General features: G+C 72.6%; 16 protein-coding genes. 8 read left to right on the top strand and 8 right to left on the bottom strand.

Going from position 1 to position 15,523, the window contains the following annotated elements; genetic code table 11:
• Positions 1 to 276 precede the first annotated feature (276 nt).
• From ACFYMM_RS11085 to ACFYMM_RS11075, 3 genes are all read left to right on the top strand, one after another.
• Positions 277 to 1,803 carry a M1 family metallopeptidase gene (locus ACFYMM_RS11085; RefSeq protein ID WP_388385549.1) on the top strand — a complete coding sequence of 509 codons (1,527 nt, stop codon included), beginning with the start codon at positions 277 to 279 and terminating at the stop codon, positions 1,801 to 1,803.
• Between the two features lie 213 nt (positions 1,804 to 2,016).
• The gene (locus tag ACFYMM_RS11080; protein WP_388385548.1) at positions 2,017 to 3,969 is read left to right on the top strand and encodes an N-acetylmuramoyl-L-alanine amidase; all 1,953 of its coding nucleotides are present in this window, start codon (positions 2,017 to 2,019) and stop codon (positions 3,967 to 3,969) included.
• A gap of 144 nt (positions 3,970 to 4,113) precedes the next feature.
• Complete coding sequence (locus ACFYMM_RS11075; protein WP_388385547.1) at positions 4,114 to 4,995, top strand: hypothetical protein; 882 nt, start codon at positions 4,114 to 4,116, stop codon at positions 4,993 to 4,995.
• 16 nt (positions 4,996 to 5,011) lie between these two features.
• Here ACFYMM_RS11075 and ACFYMM_RS11070 read toward each other — a convergent pair whose 3' ends face one another.
• The 3 genes from ACFYMM_RS11070 to ACFYMM_RS11060 all read right to left on the bottom strand — a co-directional run bounded on the left by ACFYMM_RS11070 (position 5,012) and on the right by ACFYMM_RS11060 (position 7,241).
• Positions 5,012 to 5,335, bottom strand: coding sequence for a DUF899 family protein (locus ACFYMM_RS11070; protein WP_388385546.1), 324 nt, complete (start codon positions 5,333 to 5,335; stop codon positions 5,012 to 5,014).
• A complete protein-coding gene (locus ACFYMM_RS11065) occupies positions 5,254 to 5,910 on the bottom strand; it encodes a PH domain-containing protein (protein WP_388385545.1) in 657 nt (218 codons plus the stop codon). Before ACFYMM_RS11065 ends, ACFYMM_RS11070 begins: the two co-directional genes overlap by 82 nt.
• A gap of 95 nt (positions 5,911 to 6,005) precedes the next feature.
• Positions 6,006 to 7,241: an MFS transporter gene (locus tag ACFYMM_RS11060; protein WP_388385544.1), complete on the bottom strand. Its 1,236-nt coding sequence runs from the start codon at positions 7,239 to 7,241 to the stop codon at positions 6,006 to 6,008.
• 240 nt (positions 7,242 to 7,481) lie between these two features.
• On the opposite strand from ACFYMM_RS11060, the gene ACFYMM_RS11055 reads away from it, so the two are divergent.
• The 3 genes from ACFYMM_RS11055 to ACFYMM_RS11045 all read left to right on the top strand — a co-directional run bounded on the left by ACFYMM_RS11055 (position 7,482) and on the right by ACFYMM_RS11045 (position 9,732).
• On the top strand, positions 7,482 to 7,685 hold the full coding sequence (locus tag ACFYMM_RS11055; RefSeq protein WP_388385543.1) for a cold-shock protein: 204 nt from the start codon (positions 7,482 to 7,484) through the stop codon (positions 7,683 to 7,685).
• 178 nt (positions 7,686 to 7,863) lie between these two features.
• A complete protein-coding gene (locus ACFYMM_RS11050; protein ID WP_388385542.1) occupies positions 7,864 to 9,327 on the top strand; it encodes a DEAD/DEAH box helicase in 1,464 nt (487 codons plus the stop codon).
• Between the two features lie 39 nt (positions 9,328 to 9,366).
• Positions 9,367 to 9,732, top strand: coding sequence for a hypothetical protein (locus ACFYMM_RS11045; protein ID WP_388385541.1), 366 nt, complete (start codon positions 9,367 to 9,369; stop codon positions 9,730 to 9,732).
• A gap of 49 nt (positions 9,733 to 9,781) precedes the next feature.
• Here ACFYMM_RS11045 and ACFYMM_RS11040 read toward each other — a convergent pair whose 3' ends face one another.
• The 4 genes from ACFYMM_RS11040 to ACFYMM_RS11025 form a co-directional block, all read right to left on the bottom strand.
• Positions 9,782 to 10,291: a hypothetical protein gene (locus ACFYMM_RS11040; protein WP_388385540.1), complete on the bottom strand. Its 510-nt coding sequence runs from the start codon at positions 10,289 to 10,291 to the stop codon at positions 9,782 to 9,784.
• 81 nt (positions 10,292 to 10,372) lie between these two features.
• Positions 10,373 to 11,314, bottom strand: coding sequence for an MIP/aquaporin family protein (locus ACFYMM_RS11035; RefSeq protein WP_388385539.1), 942 nt, complete (start codon positions 11,312 to 11,314; stop codon positions 10,373 to 10,375).
• Between the two features lie 78 nt (positions 11,315 to 11,392).
• The gene (locus ACFYMM_RS11030; RefSeq protein WP_388385538.1) at positions 11,393 to 12,058 is read right to left on the bottom strand and encodes an SDR family NAD(P)-dependent oxidoreductase; all 666 of its coding nucleotides are present in this window, start codon (positions 12,056 to 12,058) and stop codon (positions 11,393 to 11,395) included.
• A gap of 82 nt (positions 12,059 to 12,140) precedes the next feature.
• Positions 12,141 to 12,842: a DUF4328 domain-containing protein gene (locus ACFYMM_RS11025; protein ID WP_388385537.1), complete on the bottom strand. Its 702-nt coding sequence runs from the start codon at positions 12,840 to 12,842 to the stop codon at positions 12,141 to 12,143.
• A 248-nt stretch (positions 12,843 to 13,090) separates the two neighbouring features.
• Between ACFYMM_RS11025 and ACFYMM_RS11020 the strand changes: the two genes are divergently transcribed.
• Positions 13,091 to 13,765: a hypothetical protein gene (locus ACFYMM_RS11020; protein WP_388385536.1), complete on the top strand. Its 675-nt coding sequence runs from the start codon at positions 13,091 to 13,093 to the stop codon at positions 13,763 to 13,765.
• Between the two features lie 34 nt (positions 13,766 to 13,799).
• Here the strand turns inward: ACFYMM_RS11020 and ACFYMM_RS11015 are convergent, their stop codons facing one another.
• The gene (locus tag ACFYMM_RS11015) at positions 13,800 to 14,486 is read right to left on the bottom strand and encodes a DUF6445 family protein (protein ID WP_388385535.1); all 687 of its coding nucleotides are present in this window, start codon (positions 14,484 to 14,486) and stop codon (positions 13,800 to 13,802) included.
• Between the two features lie 231 nt (positions 14,487 to 14,717).
• Here ACFYMM_RS11015 and ACFYMM_RS11010 point away from each other — a divergent pair, with 231 nt between their 5' ends.
• Positions 14,718 to 15,518 carry a DUF4142 domain-containing protein gene (locus ACFYMM_RS11010; RefSeq protein ID WP_388385534.1) on the top strand — a complete coding sequence of 267 codons (801 nt, stop codon included), beginning with the start codon at positions 14,718 to 14,720 and terminating at the stop codon, positions 15,516 to 15,518.
• The last annotated feature ends 5 nt before the right edge of the window (positions 15,519 to 15,523 follow it).

Here is a 15,523-nt window from a genome sequence, read left to right as displayed (position 1 = left end):
CCTGCCTGCTCGTCGTCACCCGGGACGAGCGCCCCCGGGTCGAGGGGGTCGTCAGCCTCGGCGACCTGCTGACGGCCCGCCGCATCGACCTCCACGAGGAGCACCACGCCGAACGGATCCTCACCCTCCGCACCCGCTGCACACCCGCACCCGCGCCCGTGCCCCCTCTGGCCCCTGCCCCGGCCCCGGCCTGACCGGGGGTCAGCGCACAAGCCACGAAGGACAACAAATACCGCAAAGGTGGCAATGGGCAACCCCTGTTGACATAGTGCGGCCATGAAGATCACGAGTGTCCGTCGGGCGGTCCTCGCCTTCACCGGCGCCGGCGTCCTCGCCGGCACCATCGTCGGGTGTCTGTCCGGGGCGTTCTCCGGGGGCGGCGACCGCTCCTCTCCTGGGCACGGCACCCACGCCCCGGGCCCCGCCGCCGGTGCGGCCCCGTCGCCGGGCGCCCCGGGCATCGGCGACCCGCTGATGCCACTGGCCGGAAACGGCGGCTACACCGTCCGCCACTACGCTCTCGCCTTCGACTGGCGGGCGCCCCGGACGCCCTTCGAGGCCGGCGCCGCCATCAGCGCCACCGCCACCCAGGCCCTGTCCCGCTTCGACCTCGACTTCGCGGGCAACGCGCTGCACACGGTCACCGTCGACGGCGTCCCGGCGCGTGCCGTCCGCGACGGGGACGAGCTGGTCGTCACCCCGGCCCGGCCGATCCCGCGCGGCGCCGCCTTCACCGTGCGGGTCGGCTACACCGCCGACCCGACGGGACGCCGGGCGCGCGACGACGCGATCGGCCGCTACGGCTGGGTACCCACGCCCGACGGCACGGTGACCTACCCGCAGCCCGACGGCGCCAAGCTGATCTTCCCGGCGGACGACCACCCCAGTCTGCGGGCCCGCTACACCTTCCGCATCACCACCCCGGCCGGCATCGACGCCGTGGCCAACGGGCGGCTCGTCGAGCGCGCCCGGCAGCCCGACGGGCGCGTGCGGTGGACGTACGACTCCGAGGACCCGCTCGCGGCGCAGCTGGTGCAGGTGGCGATCGGCAGGTTCGCGTTCGTGGAGGGCACCGGCCCGCACGGGATGCCCGTACGGGACGTGGTGCCGGAAGACCTCGTCGCCGACACCGAGGAGTACCGCTCGCTCACCGGCGAGCACCTGGCCTGGCTGGAACAGCGGCTCGGCGCCTTCCCGTTCCGCCGCTACGGCGTGCTGGTCGCGGACACCGACCTGCCGGTGGCGCTGGAGACGCAGTCGCTGTCCGTCGTACCGAAGGCGGACCTGCTGGGGGATCGGGCCGACGCCGAGCGGGACCTGGTGCACGAGCTGACCCACCAGTGGACCGGTGACAGCGTCGCCCTGCGCCGGTGGTCCGACCTGTGGCTGAGTGAGGGTCACGCCCGTTTCTACGAACGGCTGTACGCCGACACGCACGGCGGCCCCGGCCTGGAGGAGGCGATGCGGGCGGCGTACGAGCAGCACGACCAGTGGCGGCACGACGACGGCGCCCCCGCCGAACCGACCGAGCCGACCCTGTTCAGGAACATCCGCTACGACGGCTCGGCGCTGGTGCTCTACGCCCTGCGCGAGGAGGTCGGCGAGGAGACCTTCGGGCGGATCGAGCGGTCGTGGGTGACCCGGTACCGGGGCCGGGCCGCCGGCACCCGGGACTTCGTCGCGCTCGCCTCCGAGGTCGCGGGCAGGGACCTGGAACCGTTTCTGACGCCGTGGCTGTACGGCGCGCACACCCCGCCGATGCCCGGCCATCCGGACTGGCGGGTGGACCCGGTCGAGGACTGAACCGCCTCGAACGGGCCTGTACCGGCTCGCTTCTGACGCTGCCGCCGACCGGGTGGCTTGGCCGGAGGACTGGTCCACGTCGGTGAAGCTCGGCGCGCGGGGGCGCGGCGGACCAGGAAACGTACGAGGGGTGGCGGCGGCGCGAAGAGCGGCTGCTTCTCATCCTGGGCGCGTCGAGCGCGGTTGGAGGCACTTGCATTGGCCGGACGTGTCATGACCAGGGTTGTCGGCGCCGTACGGGGCAACCGCCGGACGGTGTGGGTCGCCGCCGCCTCGGCAGCGCTCCTCCTCCCGCTGCTGATCCCCCCGCCGGAGGACGCCGACAACGCGTCCGACCGGCGTCTGCAGAACGACTTCACGGCGGCGGCGGACGAGTACCACGTGCCGCTGAGCGTCCTGCTCGGCGTGTCCTACCTGCAGTCGCGCTGGGACTCGCACCCGGGCGCCCCGAGCGTCGACGGCGGTTACGGGCCGATGCACCTGAGGGACACCCGGAGCGCGGTGGCCGCCGGCGCCCGGCCCTCCGCCCCCGCCGACTCCTCCGCCGATCCGTCCGCCGATCCGTCCGCCGACCCATCGGGCGGCCGTTCCGCGCAGGTGACGGACCTGCGCCGGGCCGCCCGTCTGACCGGCGCCCCGGCGGACCGGCTGCGCACGGACGCCGGCGCCAACGTGCGGGGCGGCGCGGCCCTCCTGGCGGCGACCCAGCGGGCGCTCGGCAAGCCGCTGAGCGCGAACCCGGCGGACTGGGGGGAGTCGGTGACACGTTTCGCCGGCACGAACGACCGGGCGGCGGCGTCGTCGTACGCGCGGGACGTCTTCGACGTGATCCGGCACGGCGCGCACCGCACCACCGACGTGGGACAGCAGGTCAGCCTCCCGGCCAACCCCGGCCTACGCCTGCCGGCCGCCGGCCGTCCGGGCCCGGCGCGGTCGAAGAACGTCGAGTGCCCGGCGGAGCTGTCCTGCTCCTGGCTGAGCGCGTCGTACGACGAGATCGACGACGACGGCGACTACGGCAACCACGACCTGGGCGACCGGCCCAGGGACCAGCGGATCGAGTACATCGTCATCCACGACACCGAGGCGTCGCTGCGCAGCATGTTCCAGACCGTGCAGGATCCGACGGAGGCGTCCTGGCACTACTCGGTCCGCTCCAGTGACGGCCACATCACCCAGCACGTCAGGACCAAGGACGAGGCCTGGCACTCGGGCAGCCAGTTCGTCAACGCCCGCTCCATCGGCGTCGAGCACGAGGGCTTCCTCACCCGGCCCGACGCCTGGTTCACGGAACAGATGTACCGGGCCTCGGCCCGCCTGGTGCGCTACCTGGCGCAGAAGTACGACATCCCGCTGGACCGGCAGCACATCTTCGGCCACGACAACGTGCCCGCCCCGACCGCCGACACCATCCCCGACATGCACGACGACCCCGGCCCCTTCTGGGACTGGCGGCACTACTTCGACCTGCTCGGCGCGCCCCTGCGGGCCACGGCGCCGCCGGACAGCGCCCTGGTGACCGTGCTGCCGGACTACCGCACCCACAAGCCGGCGTTCACGGGCTGCGCCGGGGCCGGCAAGCCGTGCGCGCCGCACGGCTCCAGCGCCGTACGCCTGTACACCCGGCCGGACGAGACCGCGCCCCTGATCCAGGACCCCGGCCGGCACCCGGACGGCGAGGACTCCACCGAGGACGTCAACGACCTGGGCTCGCGCGTCTCGGCGGGTCAGACCTTCGCGGTCGCCGGCCGCCACGGCGACTGGACGGCGATCTGGTTCCAGGGCCACAAGGCGTGGTTCCACGACCCGAAGGCCCATCCGACGGCCGTCGGCGCGAGCGGCCACCTGGTGACCCCGAAGGAGGGCCTGAGCGAGATCCCGGTGTACGGCCGCGCCCTCCCGGACGACGACGTCTACCCGGAGGACGCTACGCAGGAGCCCGAATCGCCCCTGCCCTACAGCCTCCTCGCGGGCCAGCGGTACGTGACCACGTCCCACGTCGTCGGTTCCTACTCCGACAAGTCCTTCACCGACACCCCGAACCCGGTGGTGCACGGCCGCACCCAGTACTACGAGATCCAGTTCGGCCACCGGCTCGCCTACGTCCGCGCGAGCGACGTGGACATGGTGGACGCCACGACCACGACGGGGCCGCCGCGCCGGTGACGTCCCTGTAGGTGACATCCGTGTCGAGGGCCGCGCCGACATCCGCGCAAGAGCCTCACACAGACTGCACACAGTCTCGCGATGGGCTCGTTAGCGTGGCTGGCTATTCGATCCCACGTGCGACAGCCCGGAGAAAGACCACAGATGGACTACTGCTCCTCGTGTCGTCGGCATCTCAACGGTGCCCTGGTGTGCCCCGGGTGCGGTGCCTATGCGCCGGACATCGCCCCGGTGACCGCCGGCGACCGCACCGTGGCGGCCCCCGTCGCCACGGCCACGGACTGGACCGTCCGGCAGCCGGACTGGGGCCTCGCGCCCGAACCGACCGTGCCCGAAGCGGCCGTGCCCGAAGCGGCCGTGCCCGAGACCGCCTGGCACGACGATCCCCCGCGTGACGACGTCCAGGGCGTACCGGCCGCTCCGCAGGGCCGGGCGGCGCGCCGGCGGCAGTTGGCCCGGTGGAAGAAGAACCAGCGCCGGGCCGTGGTCGCGACCGCCGTGGCGCTCGTCGGTGGCGGGCTGACCGTCGTGGGGATGGACCGGCAGTCCGCCGGCCGGCCGCAGGCGGCCGCCGCACCGGAGGTGCCGAGCACGCCGGACGTGGAGCAACCGACGTCGCAGCACACCGGTCCGGCGCTGACCGGGGCCGACGCGCACCCGTCCACGTCCCGCACGCGTTCGCAGGCCCCGGCGACGAACGCCCCCCTCGAGCAGTCCTTCCCCGCCCAGCGGCACACCTCGCTGACCACCGCCACGACGGGCCGGACGGCACAGACGGCACTGACCGCTCGGACGGGGCAGAGCGCTCACACGGGTCGTACGACCACCACCGCCTCGGGTGCTTCGGGTGCGGGGCAGTCGGTCACCTCTCCCGCGCCGGCCCAGTCGACGCCCCCGGCCGCCGGCACCAGCGGCAACACCAGCGGCACGAACACCGGGACGCCCCCGTCCCAGTCGCAGTCCAGCCCCTCCCCGGCGGCGACCTCACCGTCCCAGCTCTGCCTGCTCGTCGTGTGCCTGGGCTGACCCGGTCGGTCGGGACTCAGTAGTCGAGGCTCGGGTACCAGTCGCCCCGGCCCCGCGGGGTCAGGTCGAGAAGGTGCCAGACCGGTGCCAGCAGGTCGATGCCGCGCTCGGCGATGTCGTCGGCCAGGCGCGGGTGGGCGGAGTAGGCGTGGCGGACCGTGCCGTCGGCGTCGCGGGTGAACACCGAGACGGTGGAGTCCTGTTGGCCGTCCTCGTCCTCGCTGCCCAGGTCGTACTTGAACGTGCTGTCCGCGCAGCTCAGCAGCCGCAGCCGGGACCAGCCGCGGTCGCGGGCGTGCCGGCGCAGGGCGGGTGGGTCCGCGGCGGCGGCAGCGCGCACAGGCCGAGCGGCAGAGCCCAGCCGCTGCCGGTGGCGGGGTACGGGACGACGCGGGCATGGGCGGATTCGGGACCGCCGTGGCGGCGGTGCAGGGCGCGGAGCGCGTCGAGCGTCGCCTCGAAGGCCGGATCGTCACCGGACCGGCCGCGCGGCAGGGGCAGCAGCCTCCGGCCGCCGTCGTGCAGCGCCAGGAGGACGCGCCGGGTCTTCGGGCCCCGGTCGGTGCGGCTGTACTTCCGCCGTACGAGCAGTTCGGCGACCTGGTGCCAGGGCACGCTGCGGCGGCTGAGCAGCGTCCGGACGTGCACCCCGTACGCGTCGGCGCGCACCCGGGCGGCGGCCTTGCGCAACGCCGCGACGCCCAGCAGCGCGAGCAGCAGCCCGACACCGGCCCCGATGTCCGGTGGGCCGCCCGAGCGCGCCGACCGCAGTACGGCCGCCACCGCCCCGGCCGCAGCCGCCGCGACGAGGAACCACAGGGCGCGCTTCCCCCGGGGCAGGCAGATCACTTCCCGGCCGGGGCCCCCGCCGAGGTCCCGGCTCACGTTGCGGTTCACGTCCCGGCCATCGGTCATGCCGGAAGGCTGCCACCACCCACACAAGGAACACCTGTACGACTCACGGCAGTCTTTCGGGCGCCCACGCTGCCGGTCGCCCGCACCTTCCGCCCTCAGGAACGGCTCGCCCGGCTGGTGCGGGTGGCCGCGAGCAGGATCAGGGCGAGGACCTGGATCGCGACGACGACCGTGATCAGCACCGGAACGGAGTAGTCGTAGAGGGCGCCGGTCAGCGTCCCGCCCACCAGGCCGGCCGCGCCCACCACACCGGCGAAGACGCCGTAGGCGGTCGCCCGGCCGGGCGAGGGGACCAGGTCGGCGACCGTGGCGCGCAGCGTGGACTCCTGGACGCCCATCGCCGCGCCCCACAGCAGCGAGCCGCCGACCGCCCAGGCGAGGGTGTCGGTGAAGGCCAGCGCCGGTACGGCGGCGGCCAGCAGCGGCAGCACGACCAGCACCCGGGCGCCCACGCGGTCGTACCACCAGCCGGTGGCCAGCGCGGCCAGCGCGTCGACGGCCATCGCGGCCGCGTACAGCACCGGCACCCAGGCGTCCGTCAGCAGATGCCGTTCGACGAGGTGGTACGAGAGCAGGCCGTAGGTGGTGAACCCGGCGGTGGTGGTCGCGGTGAAGGCCGCGTACGTCCAGAACGCGGCGGGCAGCCGGCCGGGCCGCGGCGCGGGCGCGCCCGCACCCGCGTCGGCCTCGGCGTCGGCGTCGGTGTCGGTGTCGCTTGAGGCGGTCAGCTCACGCTCGTACGCCTCCGGGTCGGGCACCCGCCCCCGCAGCCAGAACAGCACGCCCAGTACGGCGACCCCGGGTGCGGCGAGCACGCCCAGCGCCGGTCCGTACTGGCCGCCGGTGAGCGCCAGCACGCCGGCCACCGTCAACGGTCCGACGAGCGCGCCCACTTGGTCCATCGCCTCGTGGACGGCGAAACCGCGCCCGCGTCCGGTCGCCGCCGTGGCGTGCGACAACAGGGTGTCCTTCGCGGGTGAGCGCACCGCCTTGCCGACCCGCTCGGCGATCACCAGCACGCAGGCCGCCCACAGCACCCCGACCACGCCCAGCAACGGCACGGACACCACCGTCAGCGCGTACCCGGCGATGGCCAGCCCCCAGAACCGGCGGGTGCGGTCCGCCAGCGGACCCGACAGCAGCCGCAGGCCCAGCGCCGCCGCCTCCCCGGCCCCCGTGACCACGCCGACGACCAGCGCGGAGGCGCCCAGCGAGGCCAGCAGCGGCCCGGTGACCGAGCGGGCCCCCTCGTAGACGAAGTCGGCCAGCAGACTGACGGTGCCGAACCACACCACGAACCGCCACGGCCCCATCCGCACCAGTCCCGCCATCGCCGCCTCCACGCCGCCTCAAGGCCACCGCCAGGACACCGCCCGGCCACCGCCCGGCCACCGTGGACACCGGGCTCACCCGATGAGCCCCACCGCCCGCCACCACAATGCAAGCCGGTCTGCTACGGTGACAGTAGTTGCAGTTTGTTACTCTTTTTGTTTTTCCGGAGGGGTACGTAGTCGCTGCGACTCCGGATCCACAAGGTGTGGAACCGGGCACCGCCCCAAGGGAGATTCAATATGGCATCTGGCACCGTGAAGTGGTTCAACGCGGAAAAGGGCTTCGGCTTCATCGAGCAGGACGGCGGCGGCGCCGACGTCTTCGCCCACTACTCGAACATCGCCACCCAGGGCTTCCGCGAGCTTCATGAGGGCCAGAAGGTTACCTTCGACGTCACGCAGGGCCAGAAGGGCCCGCAGGCCGAGAACATCCTTCCCGCCTGACGCTGCCGCGTACCACACGGCTGGGGCCCGCACCTCCAAGGTGCGGGCCCCAGCCCATTGCTGTTCCCCGTTCTTTCTCCGGCTCAATTCTTGCGAGTCCTCATACGGCCGGGCACCACCGCCCGCACCGCCGCTGGGAGGAATTCCTCGATACGTGCCGCATCGAGGGAGGTATCCCATGAATCACCCCACTCGCGCCGGTCGCACGACCGGTCGCACCGCCCGGCCGGGCAAGCCCCGCTCACAGAAGCGGCCCTCGCAGCAGAACCCCGGCGGCGCGAACGCGCCCCACGGCGAATTCGCGCTGCCCGTCACCCGCACCCCCGCCCTGCCGCCGGCCGAGTCCTTCGCCGACCTGAAGCTGCCCGCCCGGATACTGGCCACGCTCACCGAGCAGGGCGTGACCGAGCCGTTCCCGATCCAGGCCGCCACCCTGCCCAACTCGCTGGCCGGCCGGGACGTCCTCGGCCGGGGCCGCACCGGCTCCGGCAAGACCCTCGCCTTCGGGCTCCCCCTGCTGGCCCGCACCCACGGCCGGCGTGCCGAGCCCCGCCAGCCGCTGGCGCTCGTCCTCGTACCGACCCGTGAGCTGGCCCAGCAGGTCACCACCGCCCTCACCCCCTACGCCCGCGCCCTGAGCCTGCGGCTCACGACCGTGGTCGGCGGGCTGTCCATCGGCCGGCAGGCGAACGCGCTGCGCTCCGGCGCCGAGGTCGTCGTGGCCACCCCCGGCCGGCTGAAGGACCTCATCGACCGGGACGACTGCCGGCTCGACCAGGTCGCCGTCACCGTCCTCGACGAGGCCGACCAGATGGCCGACATGGGCTTCATGCCGCAGGTGACCGCCCTGCTCGACCAGGTGCGCCCGGACGGGCAGCGGATGCTGTTCTCGGCCACCCTGGACCGCAACGTCGACCGTCTCGTCCGCCGCTACCTCGACGACCCGGTGGTGCACTCGGTCGACCCGGCCGCGGGTGCCGTCACCACGATGGAGCACCACGTGCTGCACGTGGAGGAGGACGACAAGCACGCCACCACGACGGAGATCGCCGCCCGTGACGGACGGGTGATCATGTTCCTGGACACCAAGCACGCGGCGGACCGGCTGGCCAAGAAGCTGCTGGCGGTCGGTGTGCGCGCGGCGGCCCTGCACGGCGGCAAGTCCCAGTCGCAGCGCACCCGGACCCTGGAGCGGTTCAAGGACGGGCAGGTCACGACCCTGGTCGCCACCAACGTGGCGGCCCGCGGCATCCACGTCGACGCCCTCGACCTCGTCGTCAACGTCGACCCGCCCGGCGACCACAAGGACTACCTGCACCGGGGCGGCCGTACCGCCCGCGCGGGTGAGTCCGGCACCGTCGTCACGCTGGTCCTGCCCCACCAGCGCCGCGAGATGACCCGTCTGATGGCCGACGCCGGCATCACGCCCCGCACCACCCAGGTCCGCCCCGGCGACGCGGAACTGAACCGCATCACCGGCGCCCGCACGCCCTCCGGCGTGCCCGTCACCCTCCCCGCACCGGCCCCCCAGCGCCCCGAACGCCCGGCCCGCCAGGCCTCCTCGGCACCGGTCCCGCGCGGACGCGGCGGCCGGGGCGGCCGGGGACGGCGCCGCGCCTCCTCGGAGACAAAAGCCCGCTGACGCCGACGTCCCAGGTCATCCGGAGTAGTCTCGTCATCCATGTCACACCCTGATGACCTGCTCGTCGACATCGCCGCGAGGGTGGAGTCGGAGCACCAGAGCCACATGTCCCTCACCGTGGTCGTCCCCGGAGCCGTGATCACCGGGCGGCTGGCCCCCGAGGCCCTGTGGAAGGAGCGCGTGGCGGAGGTCCTGCGCGGCTCGGAGCAACTCGCCTCCTTCTCCGCCGCGTTCACCTCCGCCCAGCCGTCGGCACCCACCGCCCGACCCACCCATCTGCACTTCCACCTCGCCCGGATCCTCCAGGGCAGCTTCGGCATCCCCGACACGGGCGGCATGTACCGGGTCGCCCTGGCGGACGTCAGCGCCTGGACGGTGGGCGACATCGGCTACTCGGACCAGTGACCTGACCCGGCCTCCCGGGCCCGCGCGCCCCTGGCTCTTAGGGCTCAGGTCAGGGGCAGCAGCAGCAATAGAGGCCGCTGCCCGCCGCGCGGGCCCGGCGGGCCAGCCCCGTGAAGGCCCGTACGCAGTCCTCAGCGGTCGACTGGTCGGCGAACACTGCCTCGTCTGTGAAGGACCACTGCATCGCGAGCATCGGTACGAACTCCTCGGCCACCTCGGCGAGGACGTCCCGCCAGCGGTCGGGCAGCGCCATCAGGAGCAGGCCGGACTCCCAGGGCGAGCCGGGGTCCGGTTCGGAGCCGGTCGGCTCCGGCCACTGGCGCAGGTCCGGCCAGATCAGCTCCGGCTTGTCGCGCTGCCCGGCGAAGGGCACGCCCTCGGCGAAGGCGATCAGCTGTCCGAGGGCCAGGTGCGGGTCCATGCCCTTCATGTCGATCCAGTCGGCCCCCGCCTCGTCGAGCGACGGGCCCTCCTGCCGGTGGTCCCCGCCGGGACCGATCGCCCACTCCACGGCCGTCGCCGGGTCCGCCGCCCCGAAGTAGTCGTACAGCACGCCCATGCCCCACCTCCGCCAGTGCCTGGAACACCTGCGACCGAGTAGAGCAGACGGCACTGACAATGCCGGGGCCGGGCGGGCTCGCTACTCCTCCTCGACCACCGGCCGCGTCCGGCCGGGTTCCGGCAGCTCGCCCTGCGCGGCGCGCACCACCAGGACGTCGCCGATGAACAGGTCGTACACCAGCACCCCGACCACCCCGCCGACCAGGGGCCCGACGATGGGAATCCACCAGTAGGCGCTGAACGCGCCGGACAGGCTCCCCGGGAAGGCCAGACTCTTCCAGCCGGCCACCCAGGTGAACAGGCGCGGCCCGAAGTCACGGGCCGGGTTGATCGCGTATCCGGCGTTCGCGCCGTAGGACATGCCGATCGCGGCGACCGCGAAGCCGATCAGCAGCGGACCGAGGTTCGCCTGGACCGCCGTGTTGCGCAGGTCGATCAGCGCCACGACCAGCATGACCAGGAAGGCCGTACCGACGATCTGGTCGAACAGCGGGCCCCAGATCCCGCCGTGGAAGTACGGCGCCGGGAACGTGGCGAAGATCGAGAACGTGGCGAGCGTGTGCCCGCCCGTCTTCGGCGCCCGCATGGCGGCGTCGAAGGTCCTGATCGCGTCGTGGTAGACGCCGTAGACGAGCGCCGCCCCGGCGAAGGCGCCGACCAGCTGCGACACCCAGTAGGGGACGACCTTGGCCCACGGGAACTTGCGGCGCACCGCGAACGCGAGGGTCACCGCCGGGTTGATGTGGGCGCCGCTGACGCCGCCGGCCACGTACACGCCGAAGACGACCGCCATCGCCCAGCCCCAGGTGATCAGCATCCAGTCACCGGCACCGAGGAAGAACGTGGTCGGCCCGGCCGTACGGCCCGAGCCGGGCAGCGCCGCGACCGCCATCGCGACCACGCCACAGCCGAAGGAGATGAGGACGAAGGTCCCCAGGAACTCCGCCAGGCATTCGCCCAGCAGGCCTCCCCGGCGCCTGAGCCGGGAGGGCTTGATCAAGGGAGGGATTTCCACAGCCATCTCGGGCCCCCTAGGAAGAGAGCAATGCGGCCAACATCACCATCTTTGCTTACAAACCGCTTACACGCAGGGCGACGATCAACTGTCCAGGTCATCGGCGTAGTGCCGGTAGCCGTGCCGGGTGCGGTGCAGCTCCCAGAGGGTGTCGGCGAGCACGGACGGATCCTTGCGCACATGGCCCGGCGTGATGGCCCCGGGGATGATCAGCTGGGCCACGTGGATGCCCTCGGGGGCGAGCCGGTCGTGCAGCAGCCGGCCGTACGCGCTCTCGGCGGCGAAGGCGATCGAGGTACCGGCCCGGTCGGGGTGCGGGACCACGGCGGTGCCCCCGTTGACGAACAGGATCGTGCCCCGCCCCAGGGCCCGCATGCCGGGCAGCACCTGCTGTACGGCGGCCACCGGGCCGTAGACCGAGAACTCGACGGGCCCCAGCAGGTCCAGGTGTCTGGTCTCCAGCACCGGACGCATGAAGTCCCGGTGCGGAACGGGGCTGTACTGCAGCACCTCGATCGTCCCGAGCGCCTTCGCCGCCGCGTCCAGGGCCGCCGCCAGCTGCTCCGGGCGGCGCACGTCGGCGGCGAAGCCGCGGGCGGTGACACCGTCGGCCGCGAGGGTGCCGGCGAGGGAGTGCAGGTGTTCCTCGTCCCGGGCGAGGAGCGCGACGTCGTACCCCTCCCGCCCGAACCGCCGGGCCACGGCGACCCCGAGACCGGGACCTGCTCCGATCAGCGCGAGGGTGGTCATGGGGGCCTCCTGAGGGATACTCCTGGGGGATGGGGGGAACGGCCGACGCGGGCCGTGCAGTACCCGTACCCCCCGTAGGGGCTCAGCCCTCCTCGGCGCCGCCACCCATGACCGGCTGCCGCTGCCGTTCGAGCTGCGCTGAGGTGACCGCGCGCACCATGAGCGCACCGGCGACGGCCGCTCCGACGACAGCCGCGTCCGAGACGACCAGCGGCCACACCTCGGTGTAGGCGCGGGCGATGACCGCGTCGGTATCGTCGCGGTACACGAACCCGACCCCGCTCAGCGTGCCGATCAGCCACAGCGCCCACCACCAGTTGAGCGAGCGGGGCAGGCGGCGGTCGGGGGCGATGGTGCGGTGGACGTCGGCGACGAGGCCGCGCGGGATCCACAGGTTGGCGATGGGGAGTATCCAGCCCAGGTAGACCCAGAAACCGGCGTAGCGCGGGCGCAGCCCGGTCAGCTCCCGGGCGTTGTCCCGGACACGCCACAGCCACCGCAGGAACAGCACGGCGCACACGAGGGCGACGCCTTCCCCGAGGGCGGTGACGACGTGGTAGCCGTTCTCCAGCGCGTTCAGCGGCCGGTGGTCACCGCCCCCCTGGTCGGGCGGCCCGGACGCCGGCTCGCCGGCCGCCGCGAGCCGAAGCTCCCACCCGGCCCGCACCACCCACGCGCCCCCCGCGAGAAGCAGCCCCCCGACGGCGAACCGGGCCACACCACCAACGGGCCGCACGGCGGACTGCCGAACCTGCTGATCCTGCTCAGCTATTTGATCGTTCACCGACACATCCTGACGCACACTCGCACGCACACCCGCACACCCGCACACCCGCACGCGCCCACGCGCCCCACGCGCCACGAACCCGTCACTGCCAGTCCGAAAGTTCGGGCCAATCGGCCACATAGCCCGGCTTGCACATGAGTGCCGTTGCCGTCGAGATCACTTCGCGTCCGGAGGTGCCGTCGTAATCCACGCGACGCCCGCCCACGTGCTGCGTACGCTCCCCGTTCGGGAGGTGTGCCATGGGGATGTCCATGCTTTATCAGGTGCTTGAGCCGTTGCCGGACGCCGTGGGGGCGTTGGGGCGGGCGCGGGAGTTGTTGGGGGAGTTCGCGGAGTGGGCCGATGAGCCGTATTCGCCCGAGATCGGTCCCGTCGTGACGGTGGAGCAGTTCCACTACGCGCGCCGCTACTTCGGCGAGGCCGTCTTCGCGTGCCGGGACGGCAGGCGCTTCCCGCCGGAGAGGCTCGTCGAGTTCCGGAGTGTGATCGACCGTACCGGCGGGTTGCGCGGTGGTGACGACTACGGCGTGGAGGTCGAACTGCGCCCCGAGTTCGCCGAGCTGTGGCCCCTGGTGGAGAAGTGGGAACTGGAGCTGAACCTGCCCGGCTGGAGCGTCCCGCCCTTCAGGGTGCGACCGGACGACGAGAGCTGCACGGAGGCGGAGCTGGACCTCATGGTCGAGGCCGTGGGCCCGCTGGGGTTCGACGTGGCCTGGGACGGGGCCCTGCGGGGGCTGCCCTCGTCGAAGCTCTGCGGGGTGCAGCTCTGTCTCAACAGCGTGTGGGACGTTCAGTGCACGGAGCCCGCCCCCGGCACCCACGCGGTCTACCTCTCCATAGGCACCCGCAACCGTGACGTCGCCGAGGAATGGCTCAGCCGGACGGGACTGAGCCTCGGTCCCGCGCTCGTCGGCTGGTAGGCCCCGCCCGCGTCCGGGCCGTCCGACGGCACCCTCAGGCCATCCAGAAGAAGACCGCCGTCATCCGCTTCTCCTCCAGCGTGCTGCCGGAGTAACCCGTCGCGCTGTGCACGAGGTTGGCGTTGTAGAGGAGGAGGCGGTTGTACTTGTGGGGTACGCGGACGTCCTCCTCGAAGGCGTCCGGCGCCACGAAGCGGGTGCCGAGGGCCTCGACGAGGTTGTTGTGCGGGGCCTGGACGACGTTGCCGCCGAGCCTGCCGCCGGGCAGGTGCTGGCGGTAGAAGCTGGTGCCGCAGTCCTTGGGGACGTTCGGGTTGAGGTAGAGCACGGCCGCGTACCGGCACAGCGCGCGGGAGTCGGTGTGCGGGCGGGGTTGGCTCTCGCCCTCGCCGACGACCTGGACGCAGTTGTGGTTGAGGGTGCCGCCGCCCGGCGCCTTCTGCACCCACAGTTCCCTGGCACCGGTGGCCTTCTTCACCAGCCGTTCGATACGGGCGAGTTCACCCGCCTCCAGGCCGGGCATGGCGCGCAGGCCGGGCCAGGTCTCCGAGGTGTAGGGGTACCCCTGCACCCAGTCGTCCTTGGCCAGACACCGTTCCCGTACGGCGTCGACGTCGGGCAGGGCGTCGTCCAGTACCCAGTAGTCGCGGCCCTTGGTGGGCTTGCGGTAGGGCAGGACGGGAAGCGCGGCGGGGACTCTGGGGGGCGGTTGTGGGGGCATGCCGCCGAATCTAGGCCCGCGTTTCGTCTGCACTCTCCCGCGAACGGGTCAACACTTCGTCAACCAGGAGTGGTTGGGCGACAAAGGCACCGGCACGGGCCGACGGGACCAACTCGCGTGTGTGGGCCCGGAGTTTTTACCAAATCAAGAGACTCCGGTCGCTTCCCGGTCCGTACTCCTGTGCGTCCGAACCGCCGGTGGGCGGTGAACCACTACCGGGCAGGAGGCACGGTGGCCTTTTCGCGGAACGCGACGGGAACACTCTTCGTCGGCGGTGCCCTTTCGCTGACCCTCGTGGCACTCGCTTACCCGAGCATGCTGGGGGTCAGCACCACCTCCAGTTCCCCCACGCGCGTGATCGCCCAGACACAGTGGGGGCCGCTGACGGAATCGGACCGGGACTTCGTGGTCAAGGTGCGCGCGGCGGGGCTGTGGGAGTACCCCGTCGGCCAGCTGGGTCTGAAGAAGGGGCAGAGCAAGGCGGTCATCATCGCGAGCAAGCACCTAATCGACGGACACGCGGCGCTGGACGCCAGCTGCCGCAAGATCGGGCCGATGCTGAACATCGCGATCCCCGATGTGGCCAGCCCGCAGCAGCAGGGTTTCGTCAGCACGCTCACCGCGGACACCGGCGCGAAGTTCGACACGGACTTCGCCAACATCCTGCGGGTGACCCACGGCTCGATCTTCAACACGATCGCGAAGATCCGCTCGACGACCAAGAACACCCTGGTGCGGATCCTGGCCGACCAGGCCAACGCCACCGTCCTCGACCACATCACCGTGATGGAGCAGACCGGCCTGGTCGACTTCGACCAGGTCCTCTTCCAGGAGACGACCCCGCCGAAGCTGCCGGCCTCCGATCTGACCCCGCCGCCCGCCGCGCCGGGACAGCCGCAGGTCGTCCTCACCCCGCCGGTGAACAGCACCACCCAGCCGCCGGTCCTGCCGGGAGAGGCGTCCGGCCAGAACGGCAACGGTCAGAACGGGACCGGCCAGAACGGGACCGTCCCGAGCCCGACGGCGGGATGAGGACC

The sequence above is a fragment of the Streptomyces sp. NPDC006739 genome, assembly GCF_042869815.1.
GTDB lineage: Bacteria > Actinomycetota > Actinomycetes > Streptomycetales > Streptomycetaceae > Streptomyces.
The sequence above is the reverse complement of the archived record's forward strand: the minus strand, read 5'-3'. Positions and strand labels throughout refer to the sequence as shown.

Bases quoted from the DNA above. Each gene is read 5' to 3' on its own strand.
- ACFYMM_RS11085 (WP_388385549.1), top strand. From the start codon at position 277: ATGAAGATCACGAGTGTCCGTCGGGCGGTCCTCGCCTTCACCGGCGCC.
- ACFYMM_RS11080 (WP_388385548.1), top strand. From the start codon at position 2,017: ATGACCAGGGTTGTCGGCGCCGTACGGGGCAACCGCCGGACGGTGTGG.
- ACFYMM_RS11075 (WP_388385547.1), top strand. From the start codon at position 4,114: ATGGACTACTGCTCCTCGTGTCGTCGGCATCTCAACGGTGCCCTGGTG.
- ACFYMM_RS11065 (WP_388385545.1), bottom strand. From the start codon at position 5,910: ATGACCGATGGCCGGGACGTGAACCGCAACGTGAGCCGGGACCTCGGC.
- ACFYMM_RS11060 (WP_388385544.1), bottom strand. From the start codon at position 7,241: ATGGCGGGACTGGTGCGGATGGGGCCGTGGCGGTTCGTGGTGTGGTTC.
- ACFYMM_RS11055 (WP_388385543.1), top strand. From the start codon at position 7,482: ATGGCATCTGGCACCGTGAAGTGGTTCAACGCGGAAAAGGGCTTCGGC.
- ACFYMM_RS11050 (WP_388385542.1), top strand. From the start codon at position 7,864: ATGAATCACCCCACTCGCGCCGGTCGCACGACCGGTCGCACCGCCCGG.
- ACFYMM_RS11045 (WP_388385541.1), top strand. From the start codon at position 9,367: ATGTCACACCCTGATGACCTGCTCGTCGACATCGCCGCGAGGGTGGAG.
- ACFYMM_RS11040 (WP_388385540.1), bottom strand. From the start codon at position 10,291: ATGGGCGTGCTGTACGACTACTTCGGGGCGGCGGACCCGGCGACGGCC.
- ACFYMM_RS11035 (WP_388385539.1), bottom strand. From the start codon at position 11,314: ATGGCTGTGGAAATCCCTCCCTTGATCAAGCCCTCCCGGCTCAGGCGC.
- ACFYMM_RS11030 (WP_388385538.1), bottom strand. From the start codon at position 12,058: ATGACCACCCTCGCGCTGATCGGAGCAGGTCCCGGTCTCGGGGTCGCC.
- ACFYMM_RS11020 (WP_388385536.1), top strand. From the start codon at position 13,091: ATGTCCATGCTTTATCAGGTGCTTGAGCCGTTGCCGGACGCCGTGGGG.
- ACFYMM_RS11015 (WP_388385535.1), bottom strand. From the start codon at position 14,486: ATGCCCCCACAACCGCCCCCCAGAGTCCCCGCCGCGCTTCCCGTCCTG.